Below are 16,409 nucleotides of genomic sequence, written 5' to 3' on the forward strand. Positions count from 1 at the left end.
CCCTGCACCAGCAGCGCGGCCATGGCGCGGCGCCCCTCGGCCAGACCGGCCGGGCCCTCGCCCGGCAGCTCCGCCGCCGGGCGCCGCCCGCGCTTGGCCAGACCCTCCATGAAGCCCTGCAGCCGCAGCACGCCCCCGGCCCCCCCCCCCGCGCCCCCCCCCCGGCCCCCCCCCCCCCCCCCCCGCGGCGCCGGCCGGGCGCGGGCCCCCCGGCGGGCGCGCCCCCGCTGACGGGCGCGCCCCCCGCCCCCCCCCCCACCTCGGCATAGCGCCGCGGCGTCACCATCGAGCTTTCGACATGCATATGCGTGTCGATCAGCCCGGGCGCGACGAAGCGGCCGGCGGCATCGACCACCCGGCCGGCATCGCCGCGGCTGCCCGGGGCGTGCACGCTGGCGACCAGCGGGCCGACCAGGCCGATATCGGCGGCGCGGATCTCCGAGGTCGCGACGTCGACCAGCCGGGCGCCGGTGATCAGCACGTCGAAGGACTCGAGCCCGCGGGCGGCGCGCACGGCGCGGTCGCGCAGGCCGGGATCGTCGAGGTCGTGGGGCTCGCGGGTCATGGCTGGACCTTCGGTTGTGCGGCGCGTTCCAGCGCGCCGAGCGCCATCGCCCGGATGCGCTCGGCGTCCGGCACGGTGGCGATGTCGGCATTGGGGGCGGCCTTGCGCGGCACTCGCCATTCGACGACGGTCATGCCGCGGGTCAGCCGGCCGGACAGCTCGGCATCCAGCCGGGCCGGACGGAAACCGACCGTCGCCGGATCGATCCAGGCGGCCGCCGCCACCGGGTCATAGAGCGGATGCGGCACCCCGGCCTGGCCGATGGAGGCATAGCCCTGCAACAGGTCGGCCAGCACCGCGGCGCGGTCGCCGCCGATGGCGCGCAACGTGTCGGCATCGGCGACCGAGACCGTGACCGGCCGGCAGGCGTCGAGCCCGACCATGGCGATCCGCACCCCGGCGTCGATCACCGCCTGGATCGCCTCCGGGTCGACCGCGGCGTTGAACTCGGCGACCGCGCTGTGGTTGCCGGGGCCGGCGCTGCCGCCCATCCAGACCAGCCGGATCCGCGCCGCCAGATCGGACCGGGCGATCACCAGGGCCGCGATGTTGGTCAGCGGCCCCAGCGCCAGGATCTCGGAGCCACCCTCCTCCAGGTACCGGACCAATGCCGGCAGCGCCGGCTCCTCGGACAGCGGCGTGTCCGCCTCGGGCAGGGCGTGGCCGACCGTGGGCATGGCGCCGTCGCCGAGGGCATAGGCGGCGGTGACGAGATCGCCGAGCAGCGGCCGGTCGCGGCCGGGATGGATCGGCATGCCCCAGCCGAAGAAGGCCGCGGCGTCGCGGGCGTTCTGCGCCACCCGGTCCAGCGGCGCGTTGCCGGCGACCAGCGACAGGCCGGCGATCGCGACATCCGGCGCGTCGGCCACCATGGCGATGGCGACGGCATCGTCGAAACCCATATCGGTGTCGATCCAGACCCGGCGCATCATGCCCGCTCCATCACCGCCGCCGTCGCCAGCGGCAGGTCGAAGGCGATCTCCGCCCCCGCCTCGTGCCGGGGCGCGGCCGCCGGCACCTCGGCCTTGACCGGGCCGGCCGGCGTCTCCAGCAGGTATTCGACGGTCTGGCCGAGATAGGAGACGCCGCGCACCCGGCCGCGATGCGGCCCGGCGCCCAGCGCCACCGCCTGCGGCCGCCAGCCCAGCGCCTTCGCCGCCGCCGGCAGGGCGAAGCCCGGCGCCAGGCTGCCACCGGCCGTGGCCAACCTGCCCTGCTCCACCGCGAAGGTGTTCTCGAAGCCCATGAAGCGGGCGACGAAGGGCGAGCGCGGCGCCTCGTAGATCTCGTCCGGCCGGCCCATCTGCTCGATCTGGCCGGCGCGCATGACGATGATCCGGTCGGCCAGGGCCAGCGCCTCGGCCTGGTCGTGGGTGACGTAGATCATGGTGATGCCGAGCTCGCGCTGCAGCCGGCTCAGCTCGCTGCGCATCTCCAGCCGCAGCCGGGCGTCGAGGTTGGACAGCGGCTCGTCCAGGAGCAGCAGCTGCGGTTCGACCACGATCGACCGGGCCAAGGCGACGCGCTGCTGCTGGCCGCCGGACAGCGCCTTGGGCAGGCGCTGGGCGAAGCCGGAGAGGCCGACATTGGCCAGCGCCGCCGTGACCCGGGCGGCGATCTCCTTCTCCGGCAGCTTCTTCAGCCGCAGGCCGAACGCGACGTTCTCGGCCACGGTCAGATGCGGGAACAGGGCGTAGGACTGGAACACCAGCCCGACGCCGCGCCTGTTGGCCGGCACCCGGGTGATGTCACGCCCGGCCAGGGTGATCCGCCCGCCCGCCGGGGCCATCAGCCCGGCGATGGCGCGCATCGTCGTGGTCTTGCCGCAGCCGGAGGGGCCGAGCAGCGCCACCAGCTCGCCGCGCCGGATCGACACGGTCAGCCGGTCGACCGCGACCTGGCCGTGATAGGCGAGCGTCAGCCCGTCGATGTGAAGCAAGGCGTCAGACATAGCGGGACAGCCCCAGCAGGCGTTCGGCGACCAGCACGATGGCCAGCGACATCAGGGCCAGCAGGCCCGACAGTGCGGCCACCGACGGGTCGTAGTTGAATTCCATGTAGAACATCATGTCGATCGGCAGGGTCGAGACCCCGGGGCCGGACAGGAACAGCGACACCGGCACCTGGTTGAAGGAGGTGACGAAGCCGATGACGAAGGCGGCCATGATGCCGTTGCGGATGTTCGGCAGCACCACCCGGAAGAAGGCCCCGGCCCGGCTGGCGCCGAGCAGCACCGCCGCCTCCTCCATGTCGACCCGCAGGTTTTTCAGGCTGGCCGAGGTGATGCGCACGGCATAGGGCACCAGCAGCGCGGTGTGGGCGACGAACAGCGCGGCGATCACCGGGATGCCGGCCGGGATCACCAGGTGCCGCAGCAGCGCCAGGCCGACGATGATGCCGGGCACGATGATCGGCGCCGTCACCACGCCGCGCACCGCTTCGCGCCCCGGCAGCTCGTAGCGCTCCAGCGCATAGGCGGCGGGGATGCCGAGCAGCAGCGCCGCGCCGGTGGCGCCGAGGCCCAGCGCCAGCGACAGGGCGAAGCTGGAGCGGAAGCTCTCGACCTCGAACACCTTCGCCACCCAGCGCAGCGACAGGGCCTGGGGCGGGAAGGCCAGGGTCTCGCCGGCGGACAGGCCGGCGATGCAGATCAGCAGGAACGGGCCGATCAGGAATACCATCACGGCGGCGAGCAGGGTGTGGCCGGCGATCCGCATCAGCCGGCCCTCCGCCGCGCCGTGGCCAGCCGCTTCAGGCCGCCATGGGTCAGGATGCTCATGCCGATCAGGATCACGGCGATGACCCCGGCGGCGGCGTAGTCGTTGGCGACCGAGACGCGCTGGTACATCAGCGTCTCCAGCATCAGCACCTTGGAGCCGCCGAGGATCGCCGGGGTGACATAGGCGGTCAGCGAGCCGACGAAGACCAGCGTGCCGCCGACCACCAGCCCCTCGCGGGTCAGCGGCAGCAGGATGCGCCGGAACACCGTCCACCAGGAGGCGCCGAGCACCCGGGCCGCCGGCACCACATCGGCCGGCAGGTTCTCCAGCGCGCTGACCAGCGGCAGCACCATCAGCGGGAAGAACAGCTGGATCAGGCCGATGAAGATCGCGGTCTCGCTGAACAGGAAGCGGATCGGCTCGTCCGACAGGCCGAGCCCGGTCAGCGCCACGTTGACGATGCCGGTGCGGCCGAGGATCACCAGCCAGGCATAGGTCCGCGCCACCGGCGAGATCATCAGCGGCAGCACCAAGAGACCGACCAGCTTGCCCTTCACCCCGGGCGAGGCGTCGACGATCACCAGCGCCACGGCATAGCCGACCACCGCCGCCACCGCCGTGACCGTCAGCGCCAGGCGGAAGGTGCGGAAGAACACGTCGCGGTTCAGCGGCCTGGCGAAGAACTCGGTGAAGTTCTCCAGCCCCCAGCCGCCGGCGGAGTGGAAGCTGCCGGCCAGCAGGATCGCGACCGGCAGCAGGAAGCCGACCGCGACGAACAGCGCGGCGGGCGCCATCAAGGCCAGGCCGATGCCTCGCTTCTCGAACATGCGGCCTCCGGCCCTACTGCGCGACCTTGGCGTTCCAGCCGGCGACCCAGGCCTCGCGGTTCTCCAGCATCGCCGCGGGCTTGATGAAGCTCAGGCTGGCCGCGGTCTCGGCGCCGTAGGTCAGCGCCTCGGCCGTCTCGGCCGGCACCTCGACCGTCCGGTTCGCCGGGCTGTCGACCAGGTCCATGGCCAGCTTCGTCTGCACTTCCCTGGACAGCCAATAGTCGATGAACTTCAGCGCCAACTCTTCGTTCTTGGTGCCCTTGACCAGGGTCAGCACGTTCATGCCGCCGGTCTGGCCCTCGCTCGGGGTGGCCCACTTTATCGGCAGGTCGAGCTTCTTGATGTTGGCCCAGCCGAAGCGCCCGACCACCGCCGCCAGGATCTCCTCCTGCTCGAACAGCTGCGGGATCTGCGAGCCGCGCTCGTAGAAGGTGACCACGTCCTCGCGATGCGCGGCGATGGCGTCGATGCCGGCCCTGAGGTCGGGCGTGGTGCCGCCCTCGGCCTTGTCGATCATGTGGATCGCCAGCGGGCCCTGGGTGGTGGTGATGTTCGGCAGGGCGATGCGGCCGGCCAGCTCGGGCTTGAACAGGTCCTTCCAGCTGGCGATCGAGACCTCGTCCGAGCGGTAGACGATGCTGGTCGAGTAGAAGGTGTAGCCGACCGCCAGATGGCCGCCGAGCGGGTCCTGGGCGAGGTCGTAGAGCGCGCCGTAATTGGTCAGCTTCGACACGTCGATCGGCTGGATCAGGTCCTTCTTCGCCGCCTCCAGCGCGTTGAAGTCGGCGATCGCGGCGACGTCGATCACCGGCGACGCCTTGTTGGCCTCGAGCTTGGCCAGCCGCTCGCTGCTGTTGCCGGTCTCGACCACCAGCTTGCAGCCGCAGCTCGCCTCGAACGGATCGTACAGGTCCTTCTTATAGGCGTCCTGCGCGATGCCGTAGACCGAGATGGTCAGCGTCGGCGTCTCGGCGAAGGCGGGCGAGAAGCCGAGAACAGCCAGCGCGGCGCCGGCGGCCATCCGTGTCGAGATCATGAAGCACCCCCTCTTCGGTTGTCGTTGACGTGTCGCGGGCGGGCGGTCGAGGCCCGGAGCACGAGCTCGACCGGGAACAGCCGCGCCCCCTGCCGCTCGCCGGTGGCGACGGCCAGCGCATGGTCGGCGATGGCGGCGAGGTCCTGCCGCACGGTGGTCAGCGGCGGCGAGACGATGCGCGCCCACATCAGGTCGTCGAAGCCGGTGACCGAGACATCCTGCGGCACTCGCACCCCGCGCGCGGCCAGGGCGGTGACGAAACCGACGGCCAGCGCGTCATAGGCCGCGGCGCAGGCGGTGACGCCGGCGAGGTCGGCCGCGGCGCCGATCTCCGCCCCCGCCTCGAAGCTGGTGACGGAATGCCGGATTCGCGGGGTGATGCCGGCCCGGGCGAAGACCTCGCGCATGCCGTCGGTGCGCTCGCGCGCCACCTTGGAATCCTTCGGTCCGGCCAGCAGCAGGATGTCGCGGTGGCCGAGCCCGATCAGGTGGCCGGCGACCTGGCGGCCGCCGTCGCGATGGTTGCTCGCCGCCGTGTTGCCGCGGGTGGCGGCGCTGTCGATCACCGCCACCGGCACCGGGATCGCGGCGACATCGACCGTGGTGCCGCGGGTCGGGATGATCACCAGCGCGTCGATGCCGCGGCCGAGCAGGTTGGCGATCTCCGCCGCCTGCCCCGCCGCCGTGCCCAGGCTGTCGCCGACCAGCACGGCGACGCCGCGGCTCTTGGCGGCGCGCTCGATCGCCTGGGCGAAGATCGGGAACAGCGGCTGGCCGAAATCCGGCACGATCAGGCCGATGGTGGCGCTGCGGCCGGTGCGCAAAGCGCGGCCGGCATGGGCCGGGATATAGCGCAGCTCCGCCGCCAGCGCCCGGATCCGCCCCGCCAGCTCCGGCGACAGCCGCCCCTTGCCGCGCAGCGCGTTCGACACGGTCGCCCGCGACACGCCGAGAGCGCGCGCGAGATCGAGCATGGAGGGCGGCTTGCCGGGCATCGGCCCCTGGTATCACGATTAAGCAGGTTGCACGATTAACCATGCAGCGCAGCCGCGGCGCAAGCCGAAACCGCGCGCTGCTTCGGCTGCCGGTGCCAGCGGTGCAAATCTGACGCTTGGCACCGGCGGGGAATGGCGGGAGACGGCCCAAAGGCGACGTTCACGATCTGCGGTAAAAATTGCAGCCTCGTGTTCTGACGCCGCCACCCCATTGAGGGTCAGGTCCCTATCACCCGAGCCAGCGGTCCATCAGCACATGCCGCAGCAGACTGGCCGGGCTTATCCCCTGGAGCCAGGATGCCTCCGAGCACTTCATCAATGTAAATTCTCGCCATCGAGACGCTTTCATTTTCTTCCCAGTGGACCTTGAATGCTTCTGACGAATTTGGAATCACATAAGGCAAATTCGTTTTTGAGAGCCTTGCGGGATTCACAAATGGCGCTCTCTCCGGATTATCCCATTCTGGCTCGCTTGGTGCAGCGCCGCGGTTATACAGCCAAACGTCCCCAATGATCCCATCTGGAGAGATCAGATATCCGTAGCACACCCTTCCATCATCCTCGATGACGAGCCGAAGGCCCGACACGTCGTCGGAGAATTCGGCAAGGAATCCGGCAGGATCAGTCATTCACTCCGTCTCCTTCGATAATGCCGTTTGGGCCTTCAGCTCCTTCAAGTCTAATACGTCGTTGACTGTCGCTCCAAGCAGCCGCAGGTCCGCTTTCCTGCCCAATGCCGTCGACAAGACGGACCAACGCGCGCCCCGAAGCGGCCGTCCCGGTCGCCTCCAAACAGCAGACCTGACCCGATTCGACCCGAAGGCGACCTACGCGATAAACGACAGATCTCGGTTCCTGCCAACTTCAACGGCATGGGCTATGGAACAAGGATGTCCTGGTATTCAATCAAGAATCCGCCAGTCGTCGGCATCCTGTAAATAGCCAGCCTGACCTCTAAGTCGGAAATCTCCCCTGAGGCCAGCTTCAGCGGAGCATCGATCCTCCAGCCCGCTCCGTCATTCAGTTTGTAGAGATGATAAGGGCAATCCCTCTCGGTGATTGGCGGAGAAAACTCCCCAGGGTAGAGATCCATTTCGTTGAAATAATGCTCTATGCTTCCCCTGACGCTGTAGTGCCCTTTCGCCAGTTCAGCGCGATCTCGGTTAACCAAGGCCGATACCGCCTTCATGACAAGAACAGAGAGAAATTCTTCGTAGTCCATATCGAGCTAAAGGTGAGCGCGACCAATTACGAATTCGATATCACCCGGCCAGACCGACCTGCGCAAGGTGCTACTCGATGGGCGTCCCCGACACAAGGGTTCATATAAAGTCCGCTTCCCGCCCACACCGGCTGTCGTCGTCGCGCGGCAAGCGTCAGATTTTCACAACCAAGAGAAGACACCAGCGGGGCATCCTTCGTGCGTTTACAAATAAATCTTTGCAAATATATATTTGTAAAATTAAGCTCGATGGATGAAATCACCTCGCCTTGGTCAGACTGCCGCCGCGTCCGCGCCTCGCAACCTCCGTCGGGTCGTTCCCGATGCAACCGCCCTCAAGGCACTGGCGCATCCGGTCCGGTTGCGGATGCTGGGCATGCTCAGGGTCGACGGCCCCGCCACCGCCACGCAGCTGGCGGCGCGGCTGGGCCTCAACAGCGGCGCGACGAGCTATCACCTCCGCCAGTTGGCCCAGTATGGCTTCATCGAGGACAAGCCGGGGCCATCGCGCCGCGACCGCTGGTGGCGGGCCAGCCACGAATTGACATCCGTGCTCGAGACGGATGCCGAGGGCGCGGAATTGGATGCCGGCGTCGCCTTCAGCCAGGCGGCGCTGTCCCTGCAGGTCGGCCAGATGCAGCAGGCTGTCGAGGAATATGCCGAGCTGCCGGCCCGATGGCGCAAGGCCGCCACAGCCAGCGACATCACCGTCCCGCTGACGGCGGAGCAGGCCGAGGCCCTGACCAGGCGGCTGACCGACATCATGCTGGAAGCGATGCGGGACGCCCCGCCTTTGGGGGAACCGATGCCCCCGGACATGGCGCCCTTCACCATCATGCTGCGTGCCTTTCCCTATCCGGGCCGCATCCCGCACCGTGAGGAGGATGCCGGGCCGTGAGCGCACGCGCGCCCTTTCTCGCCCTGGCCGTCGCCGAGACCTTCTCGATTTCCGGCACGAGACTGTCGACGATCGCCATCCCCTGGCTGGTGCTGAGCACGACGGGCAGCCCGGTGGCGACCGGACTGGTGGCGCTGATGGAGACGCTGCCCTATGTCGTCGCCAAGGCGCTGGGCGGCCCGCTGATCGACCGTGTCGGCCCGAAACGGATCGCCACCGTCTGCGATGCGGCCTCGGTGATCGCGGTCGGGCTGGTGCCCCTGCTGCATCTCCTGGGCATGCTCACCGTCCCGGTCCTGCTTCCGATCGTCTTCGTCGTCGGCGTGCTGCGCGGCCCGTCCGACGCGGCCAAGCAATCGATGGTTCCGGACATCGCGGAGCTGGCGGCGGTGCCGCTGGAACGGGTGACCGGCGTCGTCGGCACCATCGAACGTTTGGCATCGACGGTCGGTGCGGCCGGCGCCGGCGCGCTGATCGCCGTGACCGGTCCGGCCCAGGCCCTTGTCTTCAACGCCGTCACCTTCGCCGTCGCCGCCCTGATCGTCGGGGTGGGCATTCCCGTGCTGCGCCACACCCCGGCCGCGGGGACGGCCTCCTATGGCCGGGACCTGTGGGAGGGCTGGACCTTTCTGCGCCGGGATGCGGTGCTGATGGGCATCGTCACCATGGTGGCGGCCACCAATCTCCTGGATCAGGCCTTTCACGCCGTCCTCCTGCCGGTCTGGACATTGGATGCAGGTCACGGCCCCGAATTGCTGGGGGCGATGCTGGCGGTGTTCTCCGGCACCTCCATGGTGGGTGCGGCCATCGCCGCCTCCATCGGTGAGCGGATGCCGCGTCTTATCGTCTATACGGCCGCCTTTCTCCTGACCGGATTTCCGCGCTTTCTCGTTCTCGCGATGGACGTGCCGCTCGCCCTGGTCTTCGCCACCCTGGCGATTGGCGGGTTTGCCTCGGGTTTCCTCAATCCGATCCTGTCGGCCGTCATGTTCGAGCGGATCCCCAAGCCCCTGATCGGCCGTGTCACCTCGATGAGCACCGCGCTCTGCTGGACCCTGATCCCGTTCGGCGGACTCTTCGGCGGCGCGTTGGTCAGCGGCATCGGCCTTCCCGCTGCGCTGCTGCTGACCGGGGCTGCCTATCTGGCGGCAACGCTGCTTCCGCTGGCGCGCAAGAGCTTCCGCGGCTTCGAAAAACGACGGATCGCAGACGGCAACGCATCGTGAGCAAAGGCGTGAAGGTCCAATGAGTCCTGAACCTGGACTCCGCGCTTAGCGGCGTATGCGCTCGTCACTCGGCACCGGCCGGAGCGGGGATCGCCTCACGGTGTTCGTGACCAAGGCCGGCTTCCGGCGAGAGGGCATCCGCCGGCTTCACCCGGAACCAGGCGGCGTAGAGCGCCGGCAGGAACAGCAGGATGAGCACAGTGCCGATGGCCGTCCCGCCGATCAGCGTGTAGGCCATGGACCCCCAGAACACCGAATGGGTCAGCGGGACGAAGGCCAGCACGGCGGCGAGCGCCGTCAGGATGACCGGGCGGGCACGCTGCACCGTCGCCTCGATCACGGCGTGGTAGTCGTCGAGCCCGGCATCCCTGTTCTCCTTGATCTGCCCGATCAGGATCAGCGTGTTGCGCATCAGGATGCCGGCGAGCCCGATCAGCCCCAGGATCGCGTTGAAGCCGAAGGGCTGGTTGAAGGCGAGCAGGATCGGCACGGCGCCGACGAGGCCGAGCGGGGCGGTCAGCATCACCATGGCGGTCGCCGAGAAGGAGCGGACCTGCAGCATGATGAAGACCAGCATCAGGGCGACCATGACCGGGAACACGGCGGCGAGCGCGGCGTTCGCCTTCCCCGCCTCCTCGATCGAGCCGCCCATCTCGATGCGATAGCCCTCGGGCAGCGAGGCGATCAGCGGCTGCAGGGCCTGCATGACATGCTTCGAGACTTCGGGCGGCTGGGTGGCCTCGCCGATGTCGGAGCGGACGGCGATCGTCGGGGTCCGGTCGCGCCGCTTCATGATCGGATCTTCCATGCGCACCTCGGCATGGCCGATCTGGTCGAGCGGGATCAGGCGCCCATCGCGGCTGGTAAGGGAAAAGTCGGTGAGGCGGGCGGGATCGAGCCGTTCTCCACCGGCGCTGCGGGCCACCACGTCGACGGTGCGGATGTTCTCGCGGACCTGCGTGACGGTGACGCCGGTGAGCAGGAACTGCAGCTGCTGCGCCGCTTCCGCCGGCGACAGGCCGATCAGGCGCAGCCGATCCTGGTCGAGGACATAGCGCAGGGTCGGCACGCGATTGCCCCAGTCGCGATTGGCCTGCTGCACGTCGGGAACGCCCCGCATGATGGCGAGGGCCCTCTCGGAAATCCGGCGCAGTTCGTCGGCGTCCGGCCCCATGATCCGGAACTCGACCGGGAACGGCGTATAGGGGCCGAACACCAGCTGGGTGATGCGCAGATAGGCTTCGGGCGCGAGCCCCTCGGCCACGGCCGCGCGCAGCCGGAGCTTCAGGGCTTCGCGAGCCTCCGCATCGGGTGTCAGGATGACGATCTTGGCGAAGGCGGGGTCGGGCAGCTCCGGGGACATGGCCAGGAAGAAGCGCGGCGCGCCCTGGCCGACATAGCTGGTGACGATCTTCGCCTCCGGCTGGTCCGCCAGCCAGCGCTCGACCGTCTCGACCGCCCGCTCCGTCGTCGCGATGCTCGTGCCCTCCGGCATGCGCACCTCGACCAGCACCTCGGGACGATCGGAGGTCGGGAAGAATTGCTGCTTCACCGCGCCCATGCCGATGACGGAGAGCGCGAAGACCACGCCCACCGCGCCGCAGGTGAGGATTTTGTGGCGCACGGCGAAGGCGATGACCCGGCGCAGGCGCCGGTAGTTCGGCGTGTCGTAGATGGCCTGGTGCCCGCCTTCGACCGGCTTGATCGCGGGCAGCAGCTTCACGCCCAGATAGGGCGTGACGGCGACCGCCACGACCCAGGAGGCGATCAGGGCGAAGCCCACGATCCAGAAGATGTTCCCGGCATATTCGCCGGCCGTCGAGCGCGCGAAGCCGACCGGCATCAGCCCGACCACCGTCACCAGCGTCCCCGACAGCATCGGCGCCGCCGTATGGCTCCAGGCATAGGCCGCGGCCGCGATCCGGTCCATGCCCTCTTCCATCTTCACCACCATCACCTCGATGGCGATGATAGCGTCGTCGACCAGCAGTCCGAGCGCGAGGATCAGGGCGCCGAGCGTGATGCGGTCGAAGAAGCGGCCGGTCTCCAGCATGACCAGGAAGACGACCGCGAGGGTGAGAGGAACCGCGGCCGCGACGACGATGCCGACCCGCCAGCCGAGGCTGAGCAGGCTGACCAGCAGCACGACCCCGAGCGCCATGAAGAACTTCAGCATGAACTCGTCGACCGAATCCGTGATGTTCACGGCCTGGTCGGTCACCTTGGTCAGGCTGAGCCCGAGCGGCAGGGCACCGGCGACCTTCGCCGTCTCCGCCTCCAGCGCGCGGCCGAGATCGAGGCCGTTCCAGCCGTCCTGCATCACCACGGACAGCATCAAGGCCGGCTCGCCCTGATGGCGGATGATGAAGGTCGCCGGGTCCTCGTATCCGCGCCGGACATCGGCGATGTCGGAGAGCTTGAGCGTGCGGCCGCCGGCGGTGATCGGCGTGTCGGCGATCTTCTGAAGATCGTCATAGGCGCCGTCGAGGCGAATGAAGACCTGCGGTCCCTCGGTGTCGATCGAACCCGCCGGCGTCACCGCGTTCTGCCGCTGCAGGGCGACGAAGATGTCCTGCGCCGAGACGCCGAGCGTGACCAGCTTCGCATAGGAGAACTCGACGAAGATCCGTTCCGGCCGCTCGCCGAGAATGTCGATCTTCTTGACGCCGGGCACCTGGAGGAGCTGCTGGCGGATCGCTTCGGCCTGCCGGACCAGCGTGCGCATCGGCATGCCCTTGGCCTTCAGCGCGTACAACGCGAAGCTGACGTCCGAGTACTCGTCGTTCACGAACGGGCCCATGGCCCCGGCGGGCAGCTTGCGGGCCTCGTCGCCCAGCTTCTTGCGGGCCTGGTAGAACTGCTCCTGCACCGCCGAGGGCGGAGTGCTGTCCTTCAGGGTGAGCGTCATGAAGGCCAACCCGGGCCGCACCATGGTCTCGACCCGGTCGTACCAGGCCAGCTCCTGGAGCCGCTTCTCGAGCGGCTCGGCGACCAGGTCCTGCATCTCCTGCGCCGTCGCGCCCGGCCAGGCGGTGGTGACGGTCAACGTCTTCACGGTGAAGGCGGGATCCTCGGCGCGGCCGAGCTCGAGGAAGGCGAAGGCGCCGGCGATCGCGATCGCGATGATGAAGAACAGCGTCGCCGAGCGCTCGCGGACGGCGAGCGCCGAAAGATTGAAGCTCATGGCGATTCCGCCTTTGCCACCAGAATGCGGACGGCCTCGCCGTCATGAAGGAGGTGGGCGCCCAGCGCCGCGATCCGCGTACCGGGTTCGATGCCCGACACGATCGCGGTTTCGCCGCCGAGCCGGCGGATCGTCACCGGCCTGAAGCCGACCGTGGATTTGGCCTGGTCGATCACCCAGACGCCGGTCCTGCCGCCGTCGTCCAGGACGGCGCCGATCGGGACCTCGACGTCCTGGGCGGCATCGGCATCCGCGATCCACAACGTCACCGTCGCGCCCAGCGGCGCCGATGCCGCATCGCCATCCAGCACGTAGCGCGCCTCGTAGGTCCGGGTCTGCGGGTCGGCTGAATCCGACAATTGCCGCAGGCGAGCGGGCCAGCGCCGCTTGTCGAGGCCGTAGACGGTCGCCTCGGCCTGCGAGCCCATGGCCGGCCTGACCGCCTCGGGAAGTGCGACGATGGCCTCGCGCGGCCCGGCATGGGCGAGCCGCACCACCACCTGTCCGGCCGAGACCACCTGGCCGGGTTCGCCGAGCGTCTCGACGACGACGCCGTCCGCGTCGGCCTCGATGGTGGAATAGCCGGCCTCGTTCGCCGCAACCCGGGCCTCGGCTTCGGCGGCGGCGAGCTGCGCCTCGGCGGAATCCAGCGCCGCCTTGGCCTGCTCATGGCGCTGCTTCGTCGCCCATCCCTTGGCAACGAGATCGGCGTATCTCTTGTCGTCCGCGCGGGCCTGCACCGCGACTGCGCGGGCGGCGGCGACCGCGTTCTGCCTGGCCGTCAGGGCGAGGCGCAGGTCGCTTTCGTCGATGCGCATGAGGGGCTGGCCGGCAGCGACCCGCTCGCCGATATCGACCATGCGTTCGACGATCTTGCCGGGCACGCGGAAGCCGAGATTGCTCTGCACCCGCGCCGATATCGAACCGGTGAACGCGCGCTCGACATGCCCGACCCGCTTGGCTTCGGCGATCGCGACGACCGGCGAAGCGCTGCGCGGATCGTCCTGCGCCCTCCGCTCTTCGGCCGAACCCGTGACCACGAGGAGGCTCACCGCGCCCGCGGCCAGCAGCGGGAGAGCCACGAAGAGCAGGAGGCGTGTCTTTTTCATGAGCGGGTTTCCGAAAACTGGGGCGGGCGCCCCGGGAGGCCGGATCGGGCGCATGTCCGCAAATCAGTGGATATGCACGTATATGACGAAGCTTCGAGATTCGTGCCCATCGCTCAGCCCCTGCCCGCAGCCTGGAAGCGCTCCAGCGAGGATGTCAGCTGCGCCAGCTCTTCCGGCGGGATGCCCGCAGCAACCGCCCGCTGAGCCTGATGCCAACCTTCCTTGGCGCCGGCGAGGATCTCTCCCCCGGCCTCCGTCAGGGTGACGCGCCGTGCCCTCGCATCGTGCTCGTCGGTGGACACGCGCAGAAGCTCGCGCCGGGACAGCGGCTTCAGGTTCTTGGTCAGGGTCGTGCGGTCCATCCCGAGCGTCTCCGCCAATTCGCCGATGGTCGGGGAGCGAAGCTGCCTGAGCGCGGCGAGGACCGAGAATTGCCAGTTGTTGATCCCGAGCGACCGGAACGCTTCGTCGAAACGCCGACCGATGATCCGCCCCGCCCGCTGGATGCGCTGGCACAGGCAGGTGCGGGCGATGAGGTCGGCGGTTTCGTCGTCGAGAATGCTGGAAGGTGACATGCCGTCCAAAATAGGTGCATATGAACGTATTGTCAAGAAGAACGATTTTGGGATTAGTTCGCCCGGCGCTGCGCCGCGACGAGGCGGGAGATGCGGACGAAGTCGAGCACCGCCGGCGAGGTCTCGCCGGCCGGCCAGGCGATGGCCAGCTCCACCGCCTGCGGCAGGTCGTCGAGCGGTCGGTAGGCCAGTTCCGGCAGCGGCATGTGCGCCACCCAGGACGGCACGATGCCGAGGCCGACGCCGGCGGCGGCGAGGGTGACGATCGACAGGGTGTGCGAGGCGTCCTGCACCACCATCGGCCGCACCCCGGCCTGGCGGAATGCCTCCAGCACAAGGTTGCTGTAGCTGGCGCCGAGGATCGGCGCATAGCCGATGAAGGGCTGGCCGGAGAAGTCGCGCAGCGACAGGTCGGGCTTGGCCGCGAGCGGATGCGTCCGGGGCAGCACTGCGACGAAGCCCTCGCTCGACAGCCGCTCCATCTGCATGAAGCCGGCCGCGGTGGTCGGCCGGATGAAGGCGACGTTGATGCCGCCGGTGTCCAGGGTCTTCAGCTGCTCGGCCGTGGTCAGGGGCACGACGTCGACGGAGACCGCGGGATAATCCTGGCGGAACGCGCGGATGATGGCGGGCAGGAACTGCGACAGCGCCAGATGCACGCCGCCGACGACGAGGTGGCCGACATGCTCGCCCGAGATCGCCCTGGTGTGGGAGATGGCGCGGTCCAGGCCGCTCAGCACGTCGCGCGCATGGCGCAGCAGGATCTCGCCGGCCGCGGTCAGCTTGACCCGCCGCGTGGTGCGGTCGAACAGGCGCACACCCATCCGCTCCTCCAGCTGCCGGATCTGCTGGCTGAGCGGCGCCTGGGCCATGCCGAGGCGGTCGGCGGCGCGGCCGAAATGCAGCTCCTCCGCCAGGCAGGCGAAGTAGGTCAGATGCCGCAGCTCGATGCCCCTATTCATATCTGCGAGATATAAATGCCTTTGTATTTTTGTGATAGATCCCATGGGATCGCTGTGGTTCGCTAGCGCCTTCGACGTCCCGGATCGGCCGCTGTCCTGCCGATCGCGGGCCCCCTCCCGAGACCGGCCCTGCCCGCCCCCGACAACGGAGAAGGCTGCTGCATGGTGCGCTTCTGGTCGGTGAAAGCCGCGCGGACCCTCCTGACGCTCTGGTTCGTCGTGACCTTCGCCTTCATCGTCCTGCGGGTCTCGGGCGACCCGGTGCAGTCGCTGCTGGGCCCCGACGCCACGATCGAGGAGATCGCCCAGTTCCGCGAGGCCTGGGGCCTCGACCGGCCGCTGCCCGAGCAGTATCTGCGCTACGTCGTGCAGATGGCGTCGGGCGAGTTCGGCACCTCCTACCGCGACGGAAGGTCGGTGACCGAGATCATCGCCGAGCGCGTGCCCTGGACCGTGCTGCTCGGCCTCTCCGCCTATGCCGTCGCCATCCTGGTCGGGGTGCCGGCCGGCATCGTCGCGGCGCTGCGCCGCGGCTCCGCCCTCGACCGGCTGGTGATGGGCTTCGCCGTGTTCGGCTTCGCCCTGCCGAACTTCTTCCTCGGCATCCTGCTGATCCTGTTGTTCTCCCTGACCCTGCAATGGCTGCCGAGCTCCGGCACCGGCTCGATCCTGCACCTCTTGATGCCGGCCGCGACCCTCGGCGTCTACACCGCCGGCACGCTGGCGCGCTTCACCCGCTCGGCGATGCTGGAGGTGCTGGACAGACCCTATATGCGCGCCGCGGCGGCGAAGGGCGCGCCGCCTTTGTACCGGGTGCTGCGCCACGCCTTGCCCAACGCCGCCATCCCGATCGTCACCGTCATCGGCCTCAATCTCGGCGCGCTGGTCGGCGGCGCGGTGGTGGTGGAGACGGTGTTCGCCTGGCCGGGCATCGGCCGGCTGCTGGTCACCGCCGTGACCTCGCGCGACCTCGCCGTGGTGCAGGCGCTGGTGCTGCTGGTCGCCGTCACCATGGTCGCGGCCAATCTCGCGGTCGACCTGCTGTACGGGCTGCTCGACCCGCGCATCCGCACGGCGCGCTGAGGGC

The 16,409-nt window shown here is 69.1% G+C and carries 15 protein-coding genes and 1 pseudogene; 3 read left to right on the forward strand and 13 right to left on the reverse strand.

What is annotated here, in order from left to right:
• The 9 genes and pseudogenes from AAHM41_RS04635 to AAHM41_RS04675 all read right to left on the reverse strand — a co-directional run.
• A pseudogene (locus tag AAHM41_RS04635) lies at positions 1–565 on the reverse strand (hypothetical protein); the annotation flags it as partial.
• Positions 562–1,497: a nucleoside hydrolase gene (locus AAHM41_RS04640; RefSeq protein ID WP_342235344.1), complete on the reverse strand. Its 936-nt coding sequence runs from the start codon at positions 1,495–1,497 to the stop codon at positions 562–564. The pseudogene AAHM41_RS04635 and the gene AAHM41_RS04640, both read right to left, overlap by 4 nt.
• Positions 1,494–2,516, reverse strand: coding sequence for an ABC transporter ATP-binding protein (locus AAHM41_RS04645; protein WP_342235345.1), 1,023 nt, complete (start codon positions 2,514–2,516; stop codon positions 1,494–1,496). The genes AAHM41_RS04640 and AAHM41_RS04645 overlap by 4 nt, the downstream gene beginning before the upstream one ends.
• Positions 2,509–3,282 carry an ABC transporter permease gene (locus tag AAHM41_RS04650; protein ID WP_342235346.1) on the reverse strand — a complete coding sequence of 258 codons (774 nt, stop codon included), beginning with the start codon at positions 3,280–3,282 and terminating at the stop codon, positions 2,509–2,511. The genes AAHM41_RS04645 and AAHM41_RS04650 overlap by 8 nt, the downstream gene beginning before the upstream one ends.
• Positions 3,282–4,112 carry an ABC transporter permease gene (locus tag AAHM41_RS04655; RefSeq protein ID WP_342235347.1) on the reverse strand — a complete coding sequence of 277 codons (831 nt, stop codon included), beginning with the start codon at positions 4,110–4,112 and terminating at the stop codon, positions 3,282–3,284. The genes AAHM41_RS04650 and AAHM41_RS04655 overlap by 1 nt, the downstream gene beginning before the upstream one ends.
• A 13-nt stretch (positions 4,113–4,125) precedes the next feature.
• Entirely contained in the window at positions 4,126–5,151 is a 1,026-nt protein-coding gene (locus AAHM41_RS04660) for a polyamine ABC transporter substrate-binding protein (protein WP_342235348.1), read from the reverse strand.
• Entirely contained in the window at positions 5,148–6,125 is a 978-nt protein-coding gene (locus AAHM41_RS04665) for a LacI family DNA-binding transcriptional regulator (RefSeq protein ID WP_342235349.1), read from the reverse strand. Before AAHM41_RS04665 ends, AAHM41_RS04660 begins: the two co-directional genes overlap by 4 nt.
• A gap of 239 nt (positions 6,126–6,364) precedes the next feature.
• The gene (locus AAHM41_RS04670; RefSeq protein ID WP_342235350.1) at positions 6,365–6,775 is read right to left on the reverse strand and encodes a hypothetical protein; all 411 of its coding nucleotides are present in this window, start codon (positions 6,773–6,775) and stop codon (positions 6,365–6,367) included.
• Between the two features lie 248 nt (positions 6,776–7,023).
• Positions 7,024–7,368, reverse strand: coding sequence for a hypothetical protein (locus tag AAHM41_RS04675; protein WP_342235351.1), 345 nt, complete (start codon positions 7,366–7,368; stop codon positions 7,024–7,026).
• A 253-nt stretch (positions 7,369–7,621) separates the two neighbouring features.
• On the opposite strand from AAHM41_RS04675, the gene AAHM41_RS04680 reads away from it, so the two are divergent.
• A complete protein-coding gene (locus tag AAHM41_RS04680) occupies positions 7,622–8,266 on the forward strand; it encodes an ArsR/SmtB family transcription factor (protein WP_342235352.1) in 645 nt (214 codons plus the stop codon).
• A complete protein-coding gene (locus tag AAHM41_RS04685) occupies positions 8,263–9,492 on the forward strand; it encodes an MFS transporter (protein ID WP_342235353.1) in 1,230 nt (409 codons plus the stop codon). Before AAHM41_RS04680 ends, AAHM41_RS04685 begins: the two co-directional genes overlap by 4 nt.
• Before the next feature lie 64 nt (positions 9,493–9,556).
• On the opposite strand, the gene AAHM41_RS04690 is transcribed toward AAHM41_RS04685, so the two are convergent.
• The 4 genes from AAHM41_RS04690 to AAHM41_RS04705 form a co-directional block, all read right to left on the reverse strand.
• Positions 9,557–12,676, reverse strand: a complete 3,120-nt coding sequence (locus AAHM41_RS04690; protein WP_342235354.1) for an efflux RND transporter permease subunit — start codon at positions 12,674–12,676, stop codon at positions 9,557–9,559.
• Positions 12,673–13,785 carry an efflux RND transporter periplasmic adaptor subunit gene (locus AAHM41_RS04695; protein WP_342235355.1) on the reverse strand — a complete coding sequence of 371 codons (1,113 nt, stop codon included), beginning with the start codon at positions 13,783–13,785 and terminating at the stop codon, positions 12,673–12,675. The genes AAHM41_RS04690 and AAHM41_RS04695 overlap by 4 nt, the downstream gene beginning before the upstream one ends.
• 113 nt (positions 13,786–13,898) lie before the next feature.
• Complete coding sequence (locus AAHM41_RS04700) at positions 13,899–14,360, reverse strand: MarR family winged helix-turn-helix transcriptional regulator (protein ID WP_342235356.1); 462 nt, start codon at positions 14,358–14,360, stop codon at positions 13,899–13,901.
• A 53-nt stretch (positions 14,361–14,413) separates the two neighbouring features.
• Positions 14,414–15,322, reverse strand: a complete 909-nt coding sequence (locus AAHM41_RS04705; RefSeq protein ID WP_342235357.1) for a LysR substrate-binding domain-containing protein — start codon at positions 15,320–15,322, stop codon at positions 14,414–14,416.
• A gap of 162 nt (positions 15,323–15,484) precedes the next feature.
• Between AAHM41_RS04705 and AAHM41_RS04710 the strand changes: the two genes are divergently transcribed.
• Entirely contained in the window at positions 15,485–16,405 is a 921-nt protein-coding gene (locus AAHM41_RS04710) for an ABC transporter permease (protein ID WP_342235358.1), read from the forward strand.
• Positions 16,406–16,409 lie beyond the last annotated feature (4 nt).

The sequence above is a fragment of the Inquilinus sp. OTU3971 genome (assembly GCF_038440215.1).

What these genes read in the sequence shown, in the direction of transcription:
- AAHM41_RS04640 (WP_342235344.1), bottom strand. Translation starts at nt 1,497, where the DNA reads ATGATGCGCCGGGTCTGGATCGACACCGATATGGGTTTCGACGATGCC.
- AAHM41_RS04645 (WP_342235345.1), bottom strand. Translation starts at nt 2,516, where the DNA reads ATGTCTGACGCCTTGCTTCACATCGACGGGCTGACGCTCGCCTATCAC.
- AAHM41_RS04650 (WP_342235346.1), bottom strand. Translation starts at nt 3,282, where the DNA reads ATGCGGATCGCCGGCCACACCCTGCTCGCCGCCGTGATGGTATTCCTG.
- AAHM41_RS04655 (WP_342235347.1), bottom strand. Translation starts at nt 4,112, where the DNA reads ATGTTCGAGAAGCGAGGCATCGGCCTGGCCTTGATGGCGCCCGCCGCG.
- AAHM41_RS04660 (WP_342235348.1), bottom strand. Translation starts at nt 5,151, where the DNA reads ATGATCTCGACACGGATGGCCGCCGGCGCCGCGCTGGCTGTTCTCGGC.
- AAHM41_RS04665 (WP_342235349.1), bottom strand. Translation starts at nt 6,125, where the DNA reads ATGCTCGATCTCGCGCGCGCTCTCGGCGTGTCGCGGGCGACCGTGTCG.
- AAHM41_RS04670 (WP_342235350.1), bottom strand. Translation starts at nt 6,775, where the DNA reads ATGACTGATCCTGCCGGATTCCTTGCCGAATTCTCCGACGACGTGTCG.
- AAHM41_RS04675 (WP_342235351.1), bottom strand. Translation starts at nt 7,368, where the DNA reads ATGGACTACGAAGAATTTCTCTCTGTTCTTGTCATGAAGGCGGTATCG.
- AAHM41_RS04680 (WP_342235352.1), top strand. Translation starts at nt 7,622, where the DNA reads ATGAAATCACCTCGCCTTGGTCAGACTGCCGCCGCGTCCGCGCCTCGC.
- AAHM41_RS04690 (WP_342235354.1), bottom strand. Translation starts at nt 12,676, where the DNA reads ATGAGCTTCAATCTTTCGGCGCTCGCCGTCCGCGAGCGCTCGGCGACG.
- AAHM41_RS04695 (WP_342235355.1), bottom strand. Translation starts at nt 13,785, where the DNA reads ATGAAAAAGACACGCCTCCTGCTCTTCGTGGCTCTCCCGCTGCTGGCC.
- AAHM41_RS04700 (WP_342235356.1), bottom strand. Translation starts at nt 14,360, where the DNA reads ATGTCACCTTCCAGCATTCTCGACGACGAAACCGCCGACCTCATCGCC.
- AAHM41_RS04705 (WP_342235357.1), bottom strand. Translation starts at nt 15,322, where the DNA reads ATGAATAGGGGCATCGAGCTGCGGCATCTGACCTACTTCGCCTGCCTG.
- AAHM41_RS04710 (WP_342235358.1), top strand. Translation starts at nt 15,485, where the DNA reads ATGGTGCGCTTCTGGTCGGTGAAAGCCGCGCGGACCCTCCTGACGCTC.